This window comes from Fredinandcohnia onubensis, assembly GCF_002734285.1.
GTDB lineage: Bacteria > Bacillota > Bacilli > Bacillales > Bacillaceae_L > Ferdinandcohnia > Ferdinandcohnia onubensis_A.
In genome coordinates this window covers 130233-146520 of sequence record NZ_NSEA01000008.1, presented here as the reverse complement: position 1 = coordinate 146520, position 16288 = coordinate 130233, and the positions used below count along the sequence as shown (strand labels likewise).

General features: G+C 39.1%; 16 protein-coding genes. 10 read left to right on the top strand and 6 right to left on the bottom strand.

What is annotated here, in order from left to right:
- The first annotated feature begins 25 nt into the window (after nucleotides 1-25).
- On the top strand, nucleotides 26-580 hold the full coding sequence (locus CKJ95_RS08765) for a hypothetical protein (RefSeq protein WP_099353032.1): 555 nt from the start codon (nucleotides 26-28) through the stop codon (nucleotides 578-580).
- Between the two features lie 30 nt (nucleotides 581-610).
- On the opposite strand, the gene CKJ95_RS08760 is transcribed toward CKJ95_RS08765, so the two are convergent.
- On the bottom strand, nucleotides 611-1942 hold the full coding sequence (locus tag CKJ95_RS08760) for an FAD-dependent oxidoreductase (protein WP_099353031.1): 1332 nt from the start codon (nucleotides 1940-1942) through the stop codon (nucleotides 611-613).
- Between the two features lie 148 nt (nucleotides 1943-2090).
- Between CKJ95_RS08760 and CKJ95_RS08755 the strand changes: the two genes are divergently transcribed.
- Both CKJ95_RS08755 and CKJ95_RS08750 read left to right on the top strand, forming a co-directional pair.
- A complete protein-coding gene (locus tag CKJ95_RS08755) occupies nucleotides 2091-2822 on the top strand; it encodes an ABC transporter ATP-binding protein (RefSeq protein WP_099353030.1) in 732 nt (243 codons plus the stop codon).
- Complete coding sequence (locus CKJ95_RS08750) at nucleotides 2819-3571, top strand: ABC transporter permease (RefSeq protein WP_099353029.1); 753 nt, start codon at nucleotides 2819-2821, stop codon at nucleotides 3569-3571. The genes CKJ95_RS08755 and CKJ95_RS08750 overlap by 4 nt, the downstream gene beginning before the upstream one ends.
- Before the next feature lie 112 nt (nucleotides 3572-3683).
- Here the strand turns inward: CKJ95_RS08750 and CKJ95_RS08745 are convergent, their stop codons facing one another.
- The 5 genes from CKJ95_RS08745 to CKJ95_RS08725 all read right to left on the bottom strand — a co-directional run bounded on the left by CKJ95_RS08745 (nucleotide 3684) and on the right by CKJ95_RS08725 (nucleotide 9256).
- Nucleotides 3684-4394 (bottom strand): cell wall hydrolase, encoded by a 711-nt coding sequence (locus CKJ95_RS08745; protein ID WP_099353028.1) that lies wholly within the window; start codon nucleotides 4392-4394, stop codon nucleotides 3684-3686.
- A gap of 175 nt (nucleotides 4395-4569) precedes the next feature.
- The gene (locus tag CKJ95_RS08740) at nucleotides 4570-5265 is read right to left on the bottom strand and encodes a FadR/GntR family transcriptional regulator (protein ID WP_099353027.1); all 696 of its coding nucleotides are present in this window, start codon (nucleotides 5263-5265) and stop codon (nucleotides 4570-4572) included.
- A 107-nt stretch (nucleotides 5266-5372) separates the two neighbouring features.
- The gene (locus tag CKJ95_RS08735; protein ID WP_099353026.1) at nucleotides 5373-6923 is read right to left on the bottom strand and encodes a Na+/H+ antiporter NhaC family protein; all 1551 of its coding nucleotides are present in this window, start codon (nucleotides 6921-6923) and stop codon (nucleotides 5373-5375) included.
- Between the two features lie 139 nt (nucleotides 6924-7062).
- Entirely contained in the window at nucleotides 7063-7926 is an 864-nt protein-coding gene (locus tag CKJ95_RS08730; RefSeq protein WP_099353025.1) for a fumarylacetoacetate hydrolase family protein, read from the bottom strand.
- A 160-nt stretch (nucleotides 7927-8086) separates the two neighbouring features.
- The gene (locus CKJ95_RS08725; RefSeq protein ID WP_099353024.1) at nucleotides 8087-9256 is read right to left on the bottom strand and encodes a M20 family metallopeptidase; all 1170 of its coding nucleotides are present in this window, start codon (nucleotides 9254-9256) and stop codon (nucleotides 8087-8089) included.
- A gap of 209 nt (nucleotides 9257-9465) precedes the next feature.
- Here CKJ95_RS08725 and CKJ95_RS08720 point away from each other — a divergent pair, with 209 nt between their 5' ends.
- The 7 genes from CKJ95_RS08720 to ablB all read left to right on the top strand — a co-directional run bounded on the left by CKJ95_RS08720 (nucleotide 9466) and on the right by ablB (nucleotide 16262).
- Nucleotides 9466-9597: a YjcZ family sporulation protein gene (locus CKJ95_RS08720; protein WP_099353023.1), complete on the top strand. Its 132-nt coding sequence runs from the start codon at nucleotides 9466-9468 to the stop codon at nucleotides 9595-9597.
- Between the two features lie 237 nt (nucleotides 9598-9834).
- Entirely contained in the window at nucleotides 9835-10755 is a 921-nt protein-coding gene (locus CKJ95_RS08715) for an NAD(P)/FAD-dependent oxidoreductase (RefSeq protein ID WP_099353022.1), read from the top strand.
- A gap of 613 nt (nucleotides 10756-11368) precedes the next feature.
- Nucleotides 11369-12724: an aspartate aminotransferase family protein gene (locus tag CKJ95_RS08710; protein ID WP_099353021.1), complete on the top strand. Its 1356-nt coding sequence runs from the start codon at nucleotides 11369-11371 to the stop codon at nucleotides 12722-12724.
- 21 nt (nucleotides 12725-12745) lie between these two features.
- Nucleotides 12746-13438, top strand: a complete 693-nt coding sequence (locus tag CKJ95_RS08705; protein WP_099353216.1) for a CoA transferase subunit A — start codon at nucleotides 12746-12748, stop codon at nucleotides 13436-13438.
- On the top strand, nucleotides 13423-14085 hold the full coding sequence (locus tag CKJ95_RS08700) for a 3-oxoacid CoA-transferase subunit B (RefSeq protein ID WP_099353020.1): 663 nt from the start codon (nucleotides 13423-13425) through the stop codon (nucleotides 14083-14085). Before CKJ95_RS08705 ends, CKJ95_RS08700 begins: the two co-directional genes overlap by 16 nt.
- Nucleotides 14086-14100: 15 nt before the next feature.
- Nucleotides 14101-15372, top strand: a complete 1272-nt coding sequence (locus CKJ95_RS08695) for a peptidase (protein ID WP_099353019.1) — start codon at nucleotides 14101-14103, stop codon at nucleotides 15370-15372.
- A gap of 35 nt (nucleotides 15373-15407) precedes the next feature.
- Complete coding sequence (ablB, locus tag CKJ95_RS08690; protein ID WP_099353018.1) at nucleotides 15408-16262, top strand: putative beta-lysine N-acetyltransferase; 855 nt, start codon at nucleotides 15408-15410, stop codon at nucleotides 16260-16262.
- Nucleotides 16263-16288 lie beyond the last annotated feature (26 nt).

The window sequence follows — 16288 nt, the reverse complement described above, 5'->3', positions numbered from 1 at the left end:
AACTATCAATAGGGAGGTTCGTTTCTTGCTAGATTCTAGTCATGAATTCTATTTAAGTAGCGCTGAACGACAATTAATAATCAAAGGGATTAAACGTGGATTAGAGCGTTTTTATAAGGATAGAGAGGGAAAGCCTGATCTCGTCACCGAAAGAAACTTCATCTCCAGACAACGCGCCTCTTATGTTTTCGACTCCATTTACACAATCGCGAATCAACATCCAGAATTGAATGTAACGCCTGAAATTCGAACAGCAGGCTTATCATACGAATATGTTTCACTCTTTTTTGAATCCCGAAAAATTGTCGTCACATTTAGCCAAGTAAAACGTCCAGAAGATTTACCTGAATATAGTGAATACAGAAATGAATATACAGAGGGAAATCGGCTGTACAATCCGCAGCTATCCTTCTTCCGAGAAGATGAAGAATTTAATCTCAAAAGCTACAAACATCTCGTCGTCACATTTAATGGTTCACATGGACCGGATCCGCTTTTTGTATGGATAGGTGCAACAACACCTGGACAAAATGCGTGGATCTATCATGAGGAACTAAACGAAAGAGTGGTTCTAGGCTGATTTTAATTGTTATGCGGAGACTGTGACCAATCACAGTCTCCGTTTTTGCGTTAACCCATTCCTCAAAACCGCAAAAGCAATGCTTGGTTTCATTAAAATGGTCATTGGACGTTTTAGGTTCATCACTTTTATAAAAGAATCATAGATGTTGGTGTCTTTCGCTGATAAAAGAAATACCTGCCGAGCATACCATTGGAGAATGGGGAGTCCAAATGGTTTTTTACCTGTTGTTTCTTGATACCGAAAATCCTCTGTAAGTACCATATTCCAAATCGGAGCAATGATCTTTGCTGCCTTTTTATGAAAATCACGAGCTAGATTTTCCACCGATTGATTTTGTAAAATGCTTTTTAAAGCAAGGGCTTCTAACACAGCTATGCTCATTCCTTGACCGAAAAAGGGATCAATTCTACAAATTGTATCGCCAATCATGATAAGACCAGCAGGAAAGTTGTTGATTTTCTCGAATTTTCTCCATGTTATATGTGGCACCCGAAAAACAGAAATACTAGTTAGATGCTTAGCAGTTTGTAATGTCTGATAAATATCATTCTTCTGTAACTGTTTTGCTAGGTGTAATAAATTATTTTCTTTAACAACCTCTTTGTCATTAATACAGTCATGGTACCCTATGAATGTAACCAAATAACGATTTCTCTCAACCTTTGAAATCGAACCTGCTAGCTTTTCGTGAGGTGGGTTAGGGTATAGAAGCTTGATTGTCCAGTCCTGGCTCACATTTTCAGGCAATTCCACAATTTGACTAACGTAAGTTAAATCAATTTTCACTTTTTCAATCGGGATATGTATGCCTTGTTCATTCAACCAACGATACGTGAAGCTACTAGCCCCACTCGCGTCCACAATCAGAACGGCATTGATCACGCTTCCGTCTTTCAAAACAACGCCAACCATTCGATTGTTTCCCTTGTCATATACATATTCTTTAACGGTTTGTTTGTATTGGATGGTTATGTTTTCAACCTCTTTTATGTACTGGTTTATATGCCATTCCAAATGTGGTCTAGTTTGAAGAGTGGTTGTGTAACCACCATCATAGCGCTGTTTCCAAACTCCATGATGGTGCCAAGCAAGGTCTTTTGTTGAATTTATTTTCACGGCTCCTGTTGAATAAAATTTTTCAGTGATGCCAGGAAAAAGTTCTTCAAGACCTTGTTCACCTGCATGAAGCAATGCATGAATATGATTACCTTGTGGCGCTCCTTTTCTTGGAATGGGAGAGGTAACTTCAGAATCTCGCTCCATGATGATCACTTCTCGAAAAGAATCAGAAAGAACGCGCGCGGCTAATTTTCCCGCAATTCCCCCGCCAAGTATGATGACTTTGTCCTTATGCTGCAATAAAAACACTCCTAATCAAAAACATATAGTATTATTTTAAATTGCCTTTGACAAAAAAGGTACATAATATACAAAAATGAATTAAAATTTATCAATTCATCATAATCGTATGTTATCTTATTGATATCGCATTAAAGGAAGTGAACAAATGCAAACATTAAAACCAGCCATTCATTTTAACAGGGTGAATTTTCATGCGAATGAAAAACATATCTTAAAAAATATTACGGGATCCTTTTATGAGGGGACGATTACATCACTGGTTGGCCCTTCTGGAGCGGGGAAGACAACTCTCTTAAAGCTTTGTAATGGACTTTTGTCACCAAATTCAGGTGAAATTTACATAAAAGAAAAAGACATCCAAACATATGAACCGGTTGAACTACGTCGGGCTGTCGGTATTGGCCTGCAGAATGCGCCAATGGTAAACGGGACTGTTTATCATAATCTTGCATTACCAATGACACTTCAAAATAAGGACTTAGAAGAAAAAACAGCCAAAGATTTATTAGAAGATGTTGGGTTAGAAGAGGAATACCTCAATCGAGATGTCCGTGATTTATCAGGTGGACAACGCCAAAAGGTTTCTATTGCACGTACGCTTGTAAATCGACCGCAGATTTTGCTGTTGGATGAAATAACATCCGCACTTGATCGAGTTTCGAAACACGAAATTGAAGAACTCATCGTAAAAATCAACCAGAAGTACAATGTAACCATCATCTGGATTACCCATAACCTCCAGCAAGCCATTGAAATCGGCAATTATGTATGGGTTATGATGGAAGGGGAAGTCATTGAAACAGGCGAAAGTGTATTGTTGAAATCTCCTACTCATGAAAAAGTAAAACAATTTGTGAAGGGGGAGATGATGGAGTGAGCACAATTGCATTAGCCATTGCCCTTATTTTTGTGCTAATCCCGATTTTTTTATCGAGAACGTTTAACCTGGGATTGGAAAAAGACACGACCATTGCAGTTGTCCGTTCAATAATTCAATTATTTGCAGTCGGCTATATTTTAAAATTTGTATTCGACACAGAGAGTCTCCTTTATATTTTTCTCATGGTCATTGTCATGATTGTGGCAGCTACACAAAATGCTAGGAAAAAAGGAAAGGCCATCAAAGGAATTACATGGAAAATCGCGACAACTTTAATTTTTATGGAGGTACTAACTCAAGCAATCTTACTCGGATTTCAGATTACACCAGCCACAGCCCAATACATCATTCCAATCAGCGGAATGGTTGTTGGAAACTCAATGGTTCTTGCAATTCTATTTTTAAATCGATTTACGTCGGAGGTTGACAGCCATCAGGAGCAAACCGAGCTTATTCTGTCCTTAGGAGGGACTCCAAAACAAGCAATCCATACACAACTGATTACGTCAATCAAGGCAAGTATGATCCCTACAATTGAAAGCCAAAAAACAATCGGACTCGTTCAACTGCCTGGTATGATGAGCGGCCAAATCATCGCAGGTGCCAGTCCAATTCAAGCGGTTCAATTTCAATTGCTCGTACTCTTTTTACTTCTAACAACAGCAGCCGTTACAAGTATTATGCTCGGATTTTTATCGTATCCAACATTATTTAACCAACGTATGCAGTTTTTGAAAATGAGGTAATAACCGAAAAAATCAAAAATGCCTGAACCCTCATCAGGGCTCAGGCATTTACTCTATTTTTAACAGGAACCATACAGGTTCCTTACATTATTTTCGAATTCAAAAAACGAATTTAATATTTAAACACATGGCGTCCAATTTTAACGGCTGTTGTTCTTGAATCTAACCAACGACTTGTAGCAATTGTTGGGTTATAGAAGAACAATGCATCCTTCGCAATATTTCTCATTTCAGTGAGTGCAGCACGCACTGCTTTTATTGACTCTTCATCTGCAGGTTTATTAATTTGACCATTTCGTACGGGTTGGAATTGGCCACGCTGATAAATAACATCTCGAATCGTATCAGGGAATTTCGGACTTTCTACACGATTTAACACAACTGCTGCAACTGCTACTTTTCCTTCAAAAGGTTCTGCTTGAGCCTCAGCTCGTACAATCCTTGCTAACAAATCTAGTTCTGCTGAAGAAAAATTATAATTTGTAGAAACGCTTTTAACTTCAGTAACGACTTTCTCTGCTTTTACTGTTTCTTGCATAGCTGCTTGTGTGGCTACTACAACTTCCTCTTGTTTCTCAACATGCATACCTTCAAATAATTTTGGTGTGTTCTCATTTACTTCGGCATTTATATGTTGACCTTCAATAATCAAGTCTAAATTTTCTACTTGAGGGTTCATTACTGCTAATTCTTCTAAAGTCATTCCATGTTTATGTGCGATTTCTGACATCGTGTCACCTTTTTGTACAGTATAAGCAAACGCTTGATCTGCAAAAAATAGAGATGCTATAAATATCGCTAGTCCTAATAGTATTTTTTTCATAGTGATAGTCCTCCTAGTTAATTTAAGTACTGGGTAACTCTCTATGACTCATTTCTATGAAAAAAATAAGTAGATTAGTATTACAGTTTCTTTACAGGTAGATTACAACCTGTCTATCTTCCAAAAACTAGTAAAAAAAGACGGTTCCCTTTTTAGAAAGAGGACCGTCATCAAATTACTTTTGGCTCTTTTGAAAATAGCCTTCAACGCTATTAATGTGTTGGACCATAAGGTCGCTAGCACGTTCTGCATTACGTTCCTTCATCGCTGTAAAAATTGCTTTATGGTAATTGAGTGACTCGTTCATTACTCCAAGTACAGTCACTCCACTTTCCTGAGAGTGCTTCACTAAATTATTAATGGATTCATATAGATTGAATAAGACAAGGTTTTTCGATGCTTTCGCAATTTTTTTATGAAATTCCAGGTTCGATCGAACATATTCTGTTTGATTGTTTTCAAGAACCGAAACTTCCATATCAACAATGGTTTGCTCGATTTCATCAAAGTCTTCAGAATTCGCCCTCGTTGTTGCTAGGTATGTTAATTCTTTTTCTAAAAATCTACGAGCTTCAAAAATGTCTTGCCATTGGGCAGAGGAAAAATAGAGCTGGAACATGAGGGAGTCAGAGAAAAACTTATCATGGTTACCTGTGATAATCGTACCCTTCTGTGTCTTTTCAATTAAACCTTGCGCCTCCAAAACCTTCAGTGCTTCCCTTAATGAAGGCCTACCAACCCCAAATAAATTCATTAGTTCCCGCTCTGGGGGAAGTTTGTCTCCTTCATTTAGTTTGCCTTGGAGAACAAGGTCCTTAATTTGGTTGACAATACTATCTGTAACATTTAAACGTTTCACTGGTTCAATCATTTTTCTATCACCTTTCATATCTATTACAATAATGGTAAAATTTTCCCTAGATTACTAGAAAACACCCCCCTTGTAAAAAAGAAGGGGGGAGGAGGAGAAGTATTCTCTTATTTGGCAATCTCCCCAGTTAAGGTTTGTGTCTTGTTGAGCCGCATTTTAAATAAATATGCACCCACAACCATAACTAGAATAGCTGTAATCAAACCGATCACAATATTTTGAGTGAAACCTAGGACGATGAATCCAAAGATTGAAGAAACACTGGAAAGCAATGCATATGGGAGCTGTGTCACCATATGATCAATTGGGTGAACCGAGCTTCCAATCGATGCAAGAATCGTTGTATCAGATAAAGGAGAAGTATGCTCTCCAAATACAGTTCCTGCTAAGACGGCACCAATTACAGGAATTAGGAAAGTAACATCGATTGTTGCCACGATTTCAGCACCAATCGGAATCATTAGACCAGCAGTACCGAGCGTACTTCCAATTGAATATGAAATAAAAGCTGCGAAAACAAAGAAGATAACAGGTAACCAAGCAAGCTGTAGATTTCCATCAATTAATGTTGCAAGATAATTCCCAACACCTAACGAAGAAATGACTTTCGCTGTAACTAATGCAAGGAAAAGAATGATAACGCTTGGTAGTGTTGTTTTAATACCAGCAAATGTAGAAATCTTTAAGTGTTCACCAGAAGTCTTTTTCATTAGCAATCTTGTTAAAATGACAAGATCGGCTGCGATTGCACCATATACCAAGGAAAGAATAATGTCTGTATTAATTAACACATCAAAAGCGGTGATTGGTCCTTCGGCACTTGAGCGTCCAATCCAGATAGCAGAAATCACTGTTACGATGATTAATGTTAAAACAGGGAAAAGTAAATCTGCCATTTTTCCATCATTTCTTGTTGGAAGTTTCGTATCTTCAGAGCCTGGCACTTTACCACGTTTTGTATCAAATAATATGTCTTCTGTAACTGCGCGTTCTTCATCGCGACGCATTTGGCCAACATTTATTCCAAAATATGCAACGATAAATACGAGGATAATAGTAGTAATTGTATAATAATTGGTAGGTATTGCTAATAAAAACGCTTCTAATGCCTGATAGGAGGTAATCTCAGTGTCAGTTAGGACACCTGCTATGATTGAAGTAATAAAAGCCGCAAGTCCTGAAATTGGTATAAGTAGAGCGATTGGTGCAGAGGTTGAGTGGATTAAGTAGGAAAGTTTAGAGTGCGATACTTGGTATTTATCCGTTACGGATCTCATTACGCTACCACGGAATAGACAACTAAATGCATCATCAAACCATGTGAAAAACCCGATTAACATTGTCGCCATTTGAGCTTGGACTCTCGTTTTGGCAACTTTTACTCCCCATTCGGAAAAGGCATAAATGCCACCTGATAGATAGAGAAGGGAGGAGAGTATTCCTATTAACACAACGAACAACAAGACTTTGCCATCACCTATTAGTACATCAGCCATGATATGGTAAACGTTTACAAAACTATCAATGATATTCCATTGATTATAGAGCAATGCTCCTATTGCAATTCCAATACCTAATGCTAAAAATAATCGCTTTGTAATTAGAATAATAGCAATCGTAACAATCGGTGGAATCAGTGAAAATATAGTACCTTCCATATAGTTGCCCCCTTTAAAATATTAAACATTTGTAATCGCTTACAATTATAATGAAAAATCATTCGTGACTGGCAATATTAATGGGGTTAACTCAAGTAGAAGCCCACAAGTCTAGTCACGAATGAATGTGCGAAAAAGGTTACTCCGCAATCCGGTTGACTAATTTACCTAGCCCTTCAACCTCACAGACCATTTCATCGCCAGGTTTCAACCAAATTTTTTCCTTCATGCCTAAAATAACGCCTTCTGGTGTTCCTGTAAAAATCACATCACCTGGTACAAGGGTCATTGTTTGAGACAAGTCACTGATCATTTCAGCAATTGAGAAAATCATGAGTTCTGTATTTGAGTTTTGGCGTAATTCCCCATTTACCCAACATTTCAATTCTAGATTTTGAGGATTTGGAACTTCTTCAGCTGTTACAAGATAAGGCCCAATTGGAGCAAACTGGTCAATCGCTTTACCATACGTCCACTGGTTTGTCCTTGTTTGAAGATCCCGTGCCGAGATATCATTTCCAGTCGCATATCCAAAAACATAATCAAGCGCTTCTTCTTGGGAAATATTCTTAGCTTGTTTACCCATCACCACGACCAACTCAACCTCGTAATCTACTTGCTTCGTTGCGGAAGGCGGTACAATCTCTTCGTTATGCGCTGCAAGACTATTTTGATACTTAGAGAAATAAATTGGGTAATCCGGTACGGTAAAGTTTGCTTCCTCAACATGTGCACGATAATTTGCACCTGAACAAATGATTTTATTTGGCGTTTGTACAGCTGGCGCATATGTAATACTAGATTCGTCTAGGAATGAATCTGCTGCAGATAGCACCTGCTGAAGTTTTTCTTGTCCAGATTTTCCACTTGAAATCACTTCTTCGATTGAAGCAGGGGCAATCAAACCAACTTTTTCTGCAGTAGCTCGCACATCAACTATGCCGCTATCTGTTTTAATACCTAAACGAACACCATCTGTAGCTTGAAACGAAAGTAATTTCATACACGTCACCATCCTGATTAAATTTAAAACACATGCTGCACCTAGATGCATGGTCTTACCATAGAATATTGTGTAAATTTTATTTTTAGAACATTTTAAAAATTATTTATTCAAAAAAAAGACGGCTCCCTAATAACAAGGAACCGACTATCTTTTCACTTTATCTTTTATTTTTTTCAAATTCTGCTTTTATTGTTTGGAGTAATTCAGGGTTTGTTAAGATTTTATATCCTGTTACAGCCATTGTTTTCGCACCAAGTATCATAGCATCTTTGCCCTGGTTACTTAAAGCGGCTTCACGAAAACCGTGGGTGTGGCAAGCAAATGGCTCATCACAAATTTTTACATACGGATGAATAGAAGGGGCAACTTGACTGACATTCCCCATATCTAGTGACCCAGTGCCTTCTGAACGTTCGTTAATTTCTTCAGGATTAACCCCTAATTCAATTAACGTATCATTAAAGACATTTGAAAGTTCTTCATTTGTAATCATGTCATCATATGAGAACTCATAGTTTGACCATTCCATTGTAGCTCCTGTTTGAAGGGCAGCACCTTCTGCACATTTTTTCACCTTTTCTACCAATTCATTCAAATAAGAACGCGAAGCAGCACGGACATAAAATTGTGCAACAGCATAATCCGGAACGATGTTTGCTGCTTTTCCACCTTCTGGAATGACTCCATGGATACGTGCGTCTGGTGTAATATGCTGTCTTAACGCATTAATGCTGCTGAACGTTTGAAGCACGGCATCAAGCGCATTTATCCCTTCATGAGGGCTTGCTGCAGCATGTGCTGCTTTTCCGAAAAATTCGAATTGGATTGCGTCCATCGCAAGGGAAGCACCACTTTTTTCGTATTGGCTAAGTGGGTGAACCATCATTGCGACATCAAGGTGGTCAAATATACCTTGTTCCGCCATGGTTACTTTTCCGCCTTTTGTTTCTTCAGCTGGAGTACCGTATACAACTACTTTTCCACCAGTTTCAGAAAGGACCTTTGATAATCCAATTCCAGCTGCTATCCCCATCGTTCCGATTAAATTATGACCGCATGCATGTCCCAATTCAGGGAGAGCGTCATATTCAGACATAATTCCAATCGTAGCACCAGGTTTACAACTATCAAATGTAGCTTCAAACGCAGTAGGGAGGCCAGCTGTTCCTATTTCTACATTAAAATCATGTTTCTTTAGTTCATCCGTTAAAATTTTACAAGCTTTGAATTCTTCATGACCAAGCTCTGGATTGGCACCAATATATGCACTAATTTCATAAAAACGATCTTTGTTTTCTTCAATAGCGTTAAGTATTTCTGCTTTCATATTGACCCTGCTTTCTGATTATAGGTTTCTATTGGGTAATTATAAATCATTATGTATAAAAATTCAATTAAACTCTTTGTCTACTATACTATTTTTATATAACAAATAAAGAAATAATAAAAAGTCCCAAAAAATAGGCAATCGCACATACAGTACAACCCATAGGCTCATATCTTAACAGTGTAAGAAAAAGAAAGGGAGATGACACTATGCATTACGGATATCATGATCATTGCGGACATGGATATGGATATGGCGGATTTGGATATAACAACAGCTTTGTATTAATCGTTGTACTATTTATTTTGTTGATAATTGTCGGAGCTTCTTACGTACGATAAAAATATACAGAGCTATAGAAAAGGTTCCTTTCACAACTCGTGAAGGGAGCTTTTTTTGTTACTGAGCTGAAAAAGGAAGGTTAGGAAGTGGTTTATCATCAAAATATTATGTAAAGTTTTTATGGTTTCATACTCATGTTTATTATAATTTAATTATGTAAACTTGCTGTGTTTTTGTATAGAATCTTCTATTTGAAACAAAAGATAAAAAGTATATGTCTTAAACGAGGTGAAAGTATGTCAGTACAATATGATGTCACAATAATCGGCGGGGGTATTGCTGGTCTACAAGCAGCAATCCAACTTGGACGATATAAACATAAAATAGCAGTGATTGACTCAAATGACGGCCGTTCCACCATTTGCAGGTCCTACCATAACATTTTAGGTTGGCCAGACGGTGTGAGTGGACAAACGTTAAGGAACCTAGGGAAAATGCAGGCTGAAAAACTTGGGGTTTCTTTTATACAAAACGAAGTTACTATGGTTGAAAAAGCGGATGGATTATTTAAGCTATATTGCCGCGGTGGAGATACCTATTTTGCTAAGCGCTTGTTACTGGCAACAGGCGTAAAGGACAACATCCCTCCCATCAAAAACATTTACAAATGCCTCGGTTTAACGATATATGTATGTCCTGATTGTGACGGGTATGAGGTAGTAGACAAGCATGTAATTGTGATTGGTTCTGGAAAGTCTGGCGCAAACATGGCACTCACTCTAACCTATTTTACAAAGGAAATCACATTTATTAATCATGATTGGAAAAAACTTGATAGCGATTTGCTGGCAAAGTTAGAACAAAGCGGAATTACTCATATTCAGGATGATACAGAGGAGGTATTACTTGAAGAGGGGACCGAAAATTTTGTCGGTGTTCGCTTGAAAAGTGGGGAAGTCATAAAGGGCGACCGAGGATTCTTAGGATTTCCAGGAAACGAGGTCCGTTCAGAATTAGCTACGCAGCTTGGCATTGAACGAACAGAAAATAAGCATATCATCGTTGACCCAAGGACAAAAAAGACAAACATCGAGTATGTATGGGCAGCTGGGGATATAGCCGTACACTCTGAACAAACAACAATCGCCATGGGAGACGGCATGCAAGCAGCCATTTGGATACACAAAAGCCTTTTAGATGAAAAAACCTGTGATTAACGAAATTATCAATCCTTACATACATATGATGTAATAATAGGCTTTTACCTATTGTATCCGCTTACACAACTTGCGTTGGTTTAAGGATATAGAGGAAGTTGATGAAGGGGATTTGGGAGTTGTTTTCTAATGGTATTCCTCTTCATCGTGGGGATGAAGGGGATTGGCGTGGATATTTCGTGTGGTTTTCCTCTTCATCGAGGTTATGAAGAGGATTGGGGTAAAGATTTCTTGTGCTTTTCCTCTTCATCAGAGTTATGAAGGACTTTACGGCCGAGATCACACATGCTAAAGTCCTTCATCAGGGCTATGAAGGACTCTACGGCGAAGATCGCACATGCTACGGTCCTTCATCAGGGCTATGAAGGCCTCTACGGCCTAGATCACACGTGCAAAAGTCCTTCATCGATCGTATGAAGTACTTTCCAGCAGAGATCCCGAATGCTAAAGTCCTTCATCAACCGTAAAAACATAAAGAACCTAGACCGCCACCAACAACCGAATTAAATCAACACCCAAACCCAAACATATATCATAATCACAAAACTACTCGCAGCATACCAATTAACCGAAATAGAACTGTAATACCATTTTTCGCGAGGAGGGGTTCGCGATGGACGCAACCCGCTTAATTAAACCTTTATTGGATAAGGATTATCCGATGATCAGCCATGGGGATGGAATCTACTTATACGACACAAATGGAAAGAGATATATCGATGGTTCATCAGGGGCCATTACGGCGAGCATCGGCCATGGCGTGAAAGAAATCATTGAAGAAATTGAAAACCAGGCTCACAAAATATCATTTGTCTACAGGTCACAATTCACAAGTGAACCCGCAGAAAAATTGGCTCAGAAATTAAGTGAGCTAGCAAAAGGCGGTGAATACTGGTCTTTTTTTGTGAACAGCGGCTCGGAGGCGACGGAAACGGCAATGAAGATTGCCATTCAACATTGGCAGGAAAAAGGAATTAAAGGAAAAAACAAAATTTTGTCTCGCTGGATGAGCTACCATGGGATCACGATTGGTGCACTCTCAATGTCTGGTCACACCGGAAGGAGAGCTCGCTTTGTCCAATTATTAGCAGACTATCCAACCATTCAACCGCCGTATTGCTTTCGATGTCCTTTCAACGCCACATATCCGGATTGCAATCATATGTGTGCAACCGAGCTCGAACAGGCGATTAACCGAATCGGAGCTGAGCATATTGCTGCTTTTATTGCGGAACCAATCATTGGAGCTGCAGGTGGTGCAATTGTTCCGCCTCCTGGTTATTATCAAGTGATCAAAAAAATCTGTGAAAAACACAATATCTTATTTATCGCGGATGAGGTCATGACCGGAATGGGCCGGACCGGAAAGATGTTTGCCCTTGAACATTGGGACACACATGCTGACATCATTGCTCTAGGAAAAGGTATGAGTGCGGGTTACACACCGATTGCCGCGACCCTCGTTAGTGAAAAGGTAATGGATCCCATTCAAAAAGGATCAAAGCTAATTATGAGTGGACACACTTATAGTGCAAACCCACAATCAACAGCTGTTGCATTAGCGGTTGTCAACTATATTGAAACTCATAATCTAGTTGAAAAATCTGCGAAAAACGGAAAATACCTGATTACTAAACTACAAGAATTGCAAAAAATGCACCCGATTATCGGCGATGTTCGTGGAAAAGGCCTGATGTGTGGAATCGAATTCGTATCCGATATGATCACAAAGTTCCCTTTTAATAAGGAAATTGACTTAACTTCACTGGTTGTTAGTCAAGGTCAGAACAATGGCCTATTACTCTATCCGGCTGCAGCTGGAATTGAAGGTGTTGGTGGTGACGCCATTCTTGTTGCACCACCACTAACGATTACGACTGAACAAATTGATGAGCTAATCGAGCTCCTTGATCAAACTTTAAAAGATGTTGAGACAGCCCTGCAGAAAAAAGGGATCATATCAACATAATCTGGAGGTGGCCATAAATTGATTGAAAATCGATACAATAAAATCTCAACTCTAGAAGAGGCACTCACACATATCAATGATGGAAAAACGGTAATGTTTGGGGGATTTGGTGGAATTGGAAGTCCCCCAGCGTTGATAGACGGATTGCTAGAAAAAAATGTAAAAAATTTGACGTTGATTGGGAATGACACAGGTTTTCCAAACATCGGAATTGGGAAACTTGTCAGTCGAGGACATGCGAAAAAATGCATTGTTTCCCATATTGGTTCAAATCCTGTTGCAGGACAACTAATGACAGATGGAAAAATGGAAATCGAATTTTCACCTCAAGGCACACTTGCTGAACGAATCCGTGCAGGTGGGGTCGGACTTGGTGGTATTTTAGTTGATGTTGGAATTGACAACGAAATTGTTTCTAACGGAAAACAAATCATTGCAGTTGATGGCACAAACTATCTATTAGAAAAGCCATTAACAGCGGAAGTGTCAATTCTTTTCGCTAAAAAAGCCGATCCATTTGGAAATCTTGTCTATGATAAAAGTGCCAGAAACATGAATCCGCTTGTTGCCATGGCAGGGAAATTCACGATTGCCGAGGTTGAGGAAATTGTTCCATTAGGAGAACTAGATCCAGAAGAAATTGTAACACCAGGAATCTATGTAGACATGATTATCAAGAGCAGAGGGGTGAATTGGAAATGGGTATGGGAGTAGATATTCGCAATCGGATTGCTAAACGGGCAGCACAGGAAGTCAAGGATGGTATGATTGTGAACTTAGGAATTGGTATTCCTTCCCTCGTTCCAAATCACCTCCCTGAAGGGATCAATGTCATGATTCATGCTGAAAACGGCATTTTAGGAATCGGGCCAAGCCCAGAAAAAGGGAATGAAGATGAGAATATTTGTAACGCCGCGGGCTATCCAGTGACAACTGTTACAGGTTCGTCCTATTTTGATAGTTCAATTGCCTTTGGTATGATTCGCCGAGGTTATATTGATATAACAATTCTTGGATCACTTCAGGTTAGTGAAAAAGGCGACCTCGCGAACTGGATTGTTCCAGGCAAACGTGTCCCAGGGATGGGTGGGGCGATGGAGTTAGCACAAAAAGCAAAAAAAGTGATTGTTTTAATGAACCACATCGACAAACATGGAAACTCAAAAATTGTAAAAGAGTGTAGTCTGCCTCTCACCTCTAAGAACTGTGTCGATCTTATCATTACCGATATGGCCGTGATTGAGGTGAAGGAGGATGGCCTCCATCTATTAGAGGTGATGACTCCTTTTACAGTTGAAGATGTGATAAAAAATACGAGTGCCGAATTGAAGTGGGATGAAACGATTTCACAACTAACCTAAAGGGAGGGGAAGTGCTTGAGTGATACTAACGATAAAGTGAAAAAGTGGATCCAAGAAAATAAGGGGAAAGGAATCCGTCTATTAAAGAAGCTTGTTCAAGAACCGAGTCTCCAAGGGAATGAAAGGTCTTCGCAAGCAATTGTCATTGAAAAATGCCGTCAACTTGGGATGGAAATTGACATCTGGGAACCGAATGGGACGGAACTTTTAAAACATCCATATTTTGTTTCGCCAAGAACAAACTTTCTCGATAGTCCTAACGTAGTCGGTGTTCTAAAAGGGACAGGTGGGGGAAAATCACTTCTCTTAAATGGCCACATCGATGTTGTTCCAGAAGGTGATATCACCCAATGGGATATGGATCCGTATTCCGCTGAAGTGAAAGATGGAAAATTATATGGGCGAGGTTCCACTGATATGAAGGGTGGAAATGTCGCAATGCTATTAGCAATCCAAGCCATTAAAGAATCTGGTATTCAACTAAAAGGCGATGTCATTTTTCAAAGTGTTATCGAAGAGGAAAGTGGTGGTGCTGGAACACTTGCAACAATTATCAAAGGCTATAAAGCAGATGGAGCCATTATCCCAGAACCTACGAATATGAAGATTTTCCCGAAACAACAGGGTTCAATGTGGTTTAAAATTGATATTTACGGACGAATTGCACATGGTGGAACGAGATATGAAGGCGTGAGTGCCATCGAAAAAGCAATGACGGTTATTAACCATCTTTTAAAGCTTGAAATGATTCGCAATGCGGCGATAAATGATCCTCTGTATAAAAATACACCAATCCCAGTGCCTATCAATATCGGAAAAATAAACGGGGGAACCTGGCCGTCTTCTGTTCCAGATGTTGTCACCATCGAAGGTCGGATGGGTGTCGCCCCTGAAGAAACGATTGAGCACGCAAAAGCTGAAATGCAACAATGGCTTGAAAAATTACCCGAAATAGATCCATGGTTCCAAGACCATCCAGTAGGACTTGAGTGGTTTGGTGCACGTTGGGTGCCTGGAACAATTGATCCTGACCATGAACTTATGAATCTTTTAATCAATACTTATAAAGAGGTTATGGGGAAAGAACCAGTCATTGAGGCATCACCTTGGGGAACAGATGGCGGGCTCTTAACAGCGGTCGGCAATATTCCAACCATTGTGTTCGGTCCAGGAACAACAGAAGTTGCTCATTACCCAAATGAGTATATTGAGCTTGAACGCATGTTTGAAACGGCAGAAATCATTGCCCAAACGATATTAGGATGGTGTGAAGTTTCTGAAAAATGATATGATAGATTAAAAGGGTTTGAGGAGGTTTGATGTTGTCAGGTCAAAAATACAGTGAACAAAAACGAATACATGCAGCTTCATATCAAGCAGACATCGTCGTAGACTATTTCAACCGGAGACTACGCGTTTTAGAATATCGAGGTAATCTAATGTCCTTATTAGATGATGTTAACGAGCTTGCAGCAATGCATTCATTTGAAAAAATTATTTGCATGGCTAAACGTGAGGACTTATTTGAATTTATGTCATGTGGCTTTATGATTGAAGCAAAGATTCAAAAATATTTTAATGGCAGTGATGCCTATTTTGTTACGAAGTATTTTACAAATGAAAGACGAAATAGTGATAAATGGATGGAAGAAGAAAAAATAATGACCGACATCCTACGAAATCCACGAGAAAATAAACCAACAGATACTCAATTTTTATTCCGCAAAGCAACACCAGAAGATGCAGGGCAACTTGCTAAATTGTATGATACTGTGTTTCAGATTTATCCAACTCCATTAAACAACCCAGACTATATTCAGAAAGTGATGAAGGATTCCACGGTTTTTTATGTCGCACTCGACAATGGTGTGATCATAAGTAGCGCCTCAGCCGAAGTGAATCATACATTTTATAATGCGGAGCTAACCGATTGTGCAACCTTGGATGCGTATCGGAAACACGGCTTAATGAAAAAGCTCTTGATTCAACTTGAAAAGGAGCTTATTAATAACGGAATATATTGTGCCTACTCGATTGCGAGGGCACTTTCATATGGAATGAACAAAAGCTTTTACCAGTTAGGATACTCATATACTGGCAGACTCACAAACAATTGTTATATTTTTGATAAGATTGAAGACATGAATGTGTGGGTGAAGGATTTATCAATTGACTGACCCTGCCAATTTTTCGGCATCAAGCG

Coding starts and splice junctions, on each gene's coding strand:
- CKJ95_RS08755 (WP_099353030.1), top strand. CDS start 2,091: ATGCAAACATTAAAACCAGCCATTCATTTTAACAGGGTGAATTTTCAT.
- CKJ95_RS08745 (WP_099353028.1), bottom strand. CDS start 4,394: ATGAAAAAAATACTATTAGGACTAGCGATATTTATAGCATCTCTATTT.
- CKJ95_RS08740 (WP_099353027.1), bottom strand. CDS start 5,265: ATGATTGAACCAGTGAAACGTTTAAATGTTACAGATAGTATTGTCAAC.
- CKJ95_RS08735 (WP_099353026.1), bottom strand. CDS start 6,923: ATGGAAGGTACTATATTTTCACTGATTCCACCGATTGTTACGATTGCT.
- CKJ95_RS08730 (WP_099353025.1), bottom strand. CDS start 7,926: ATGAAATTACTTTCGTTTCAAGCTACAGATGGTGTTCGTTTAGGTATT.
- CKJ95_RS08725 (WP_099353024.1), bottom strand. CDS start 9,256: ATGAAAGCAGAAATACTTAACGCTATTGAAGAAAACAAAGATCGTTTT.
- CKJ95_RS08720 (WP_099353023.1), top strand. CDS start 9,466: ATGCATTACGGATATCATGATCATTGCGGACATGGATATGGATATGGC.
- CKJ95_RS08715 (WP_099353022.1), top strand. CDS start 9,835: ATGTCAGTACAATATGATGTCACAATAATCGGCGGGGGTATTGCTGGT.
- CKJ95_RS08710 (WP_099353021.1), top strand. CDS start 11,369: ATGGACGCAACCCGCTTAATTAAACCTTTATTGGATAAGGATTATCCG.
- CKJ95_RS08700 (WP_099353020.1), top strand. CDS start 13,423: ATGGGTATGGGAGTAGATATTCGCAATCGGATTGCTAAACGGGCAGCA.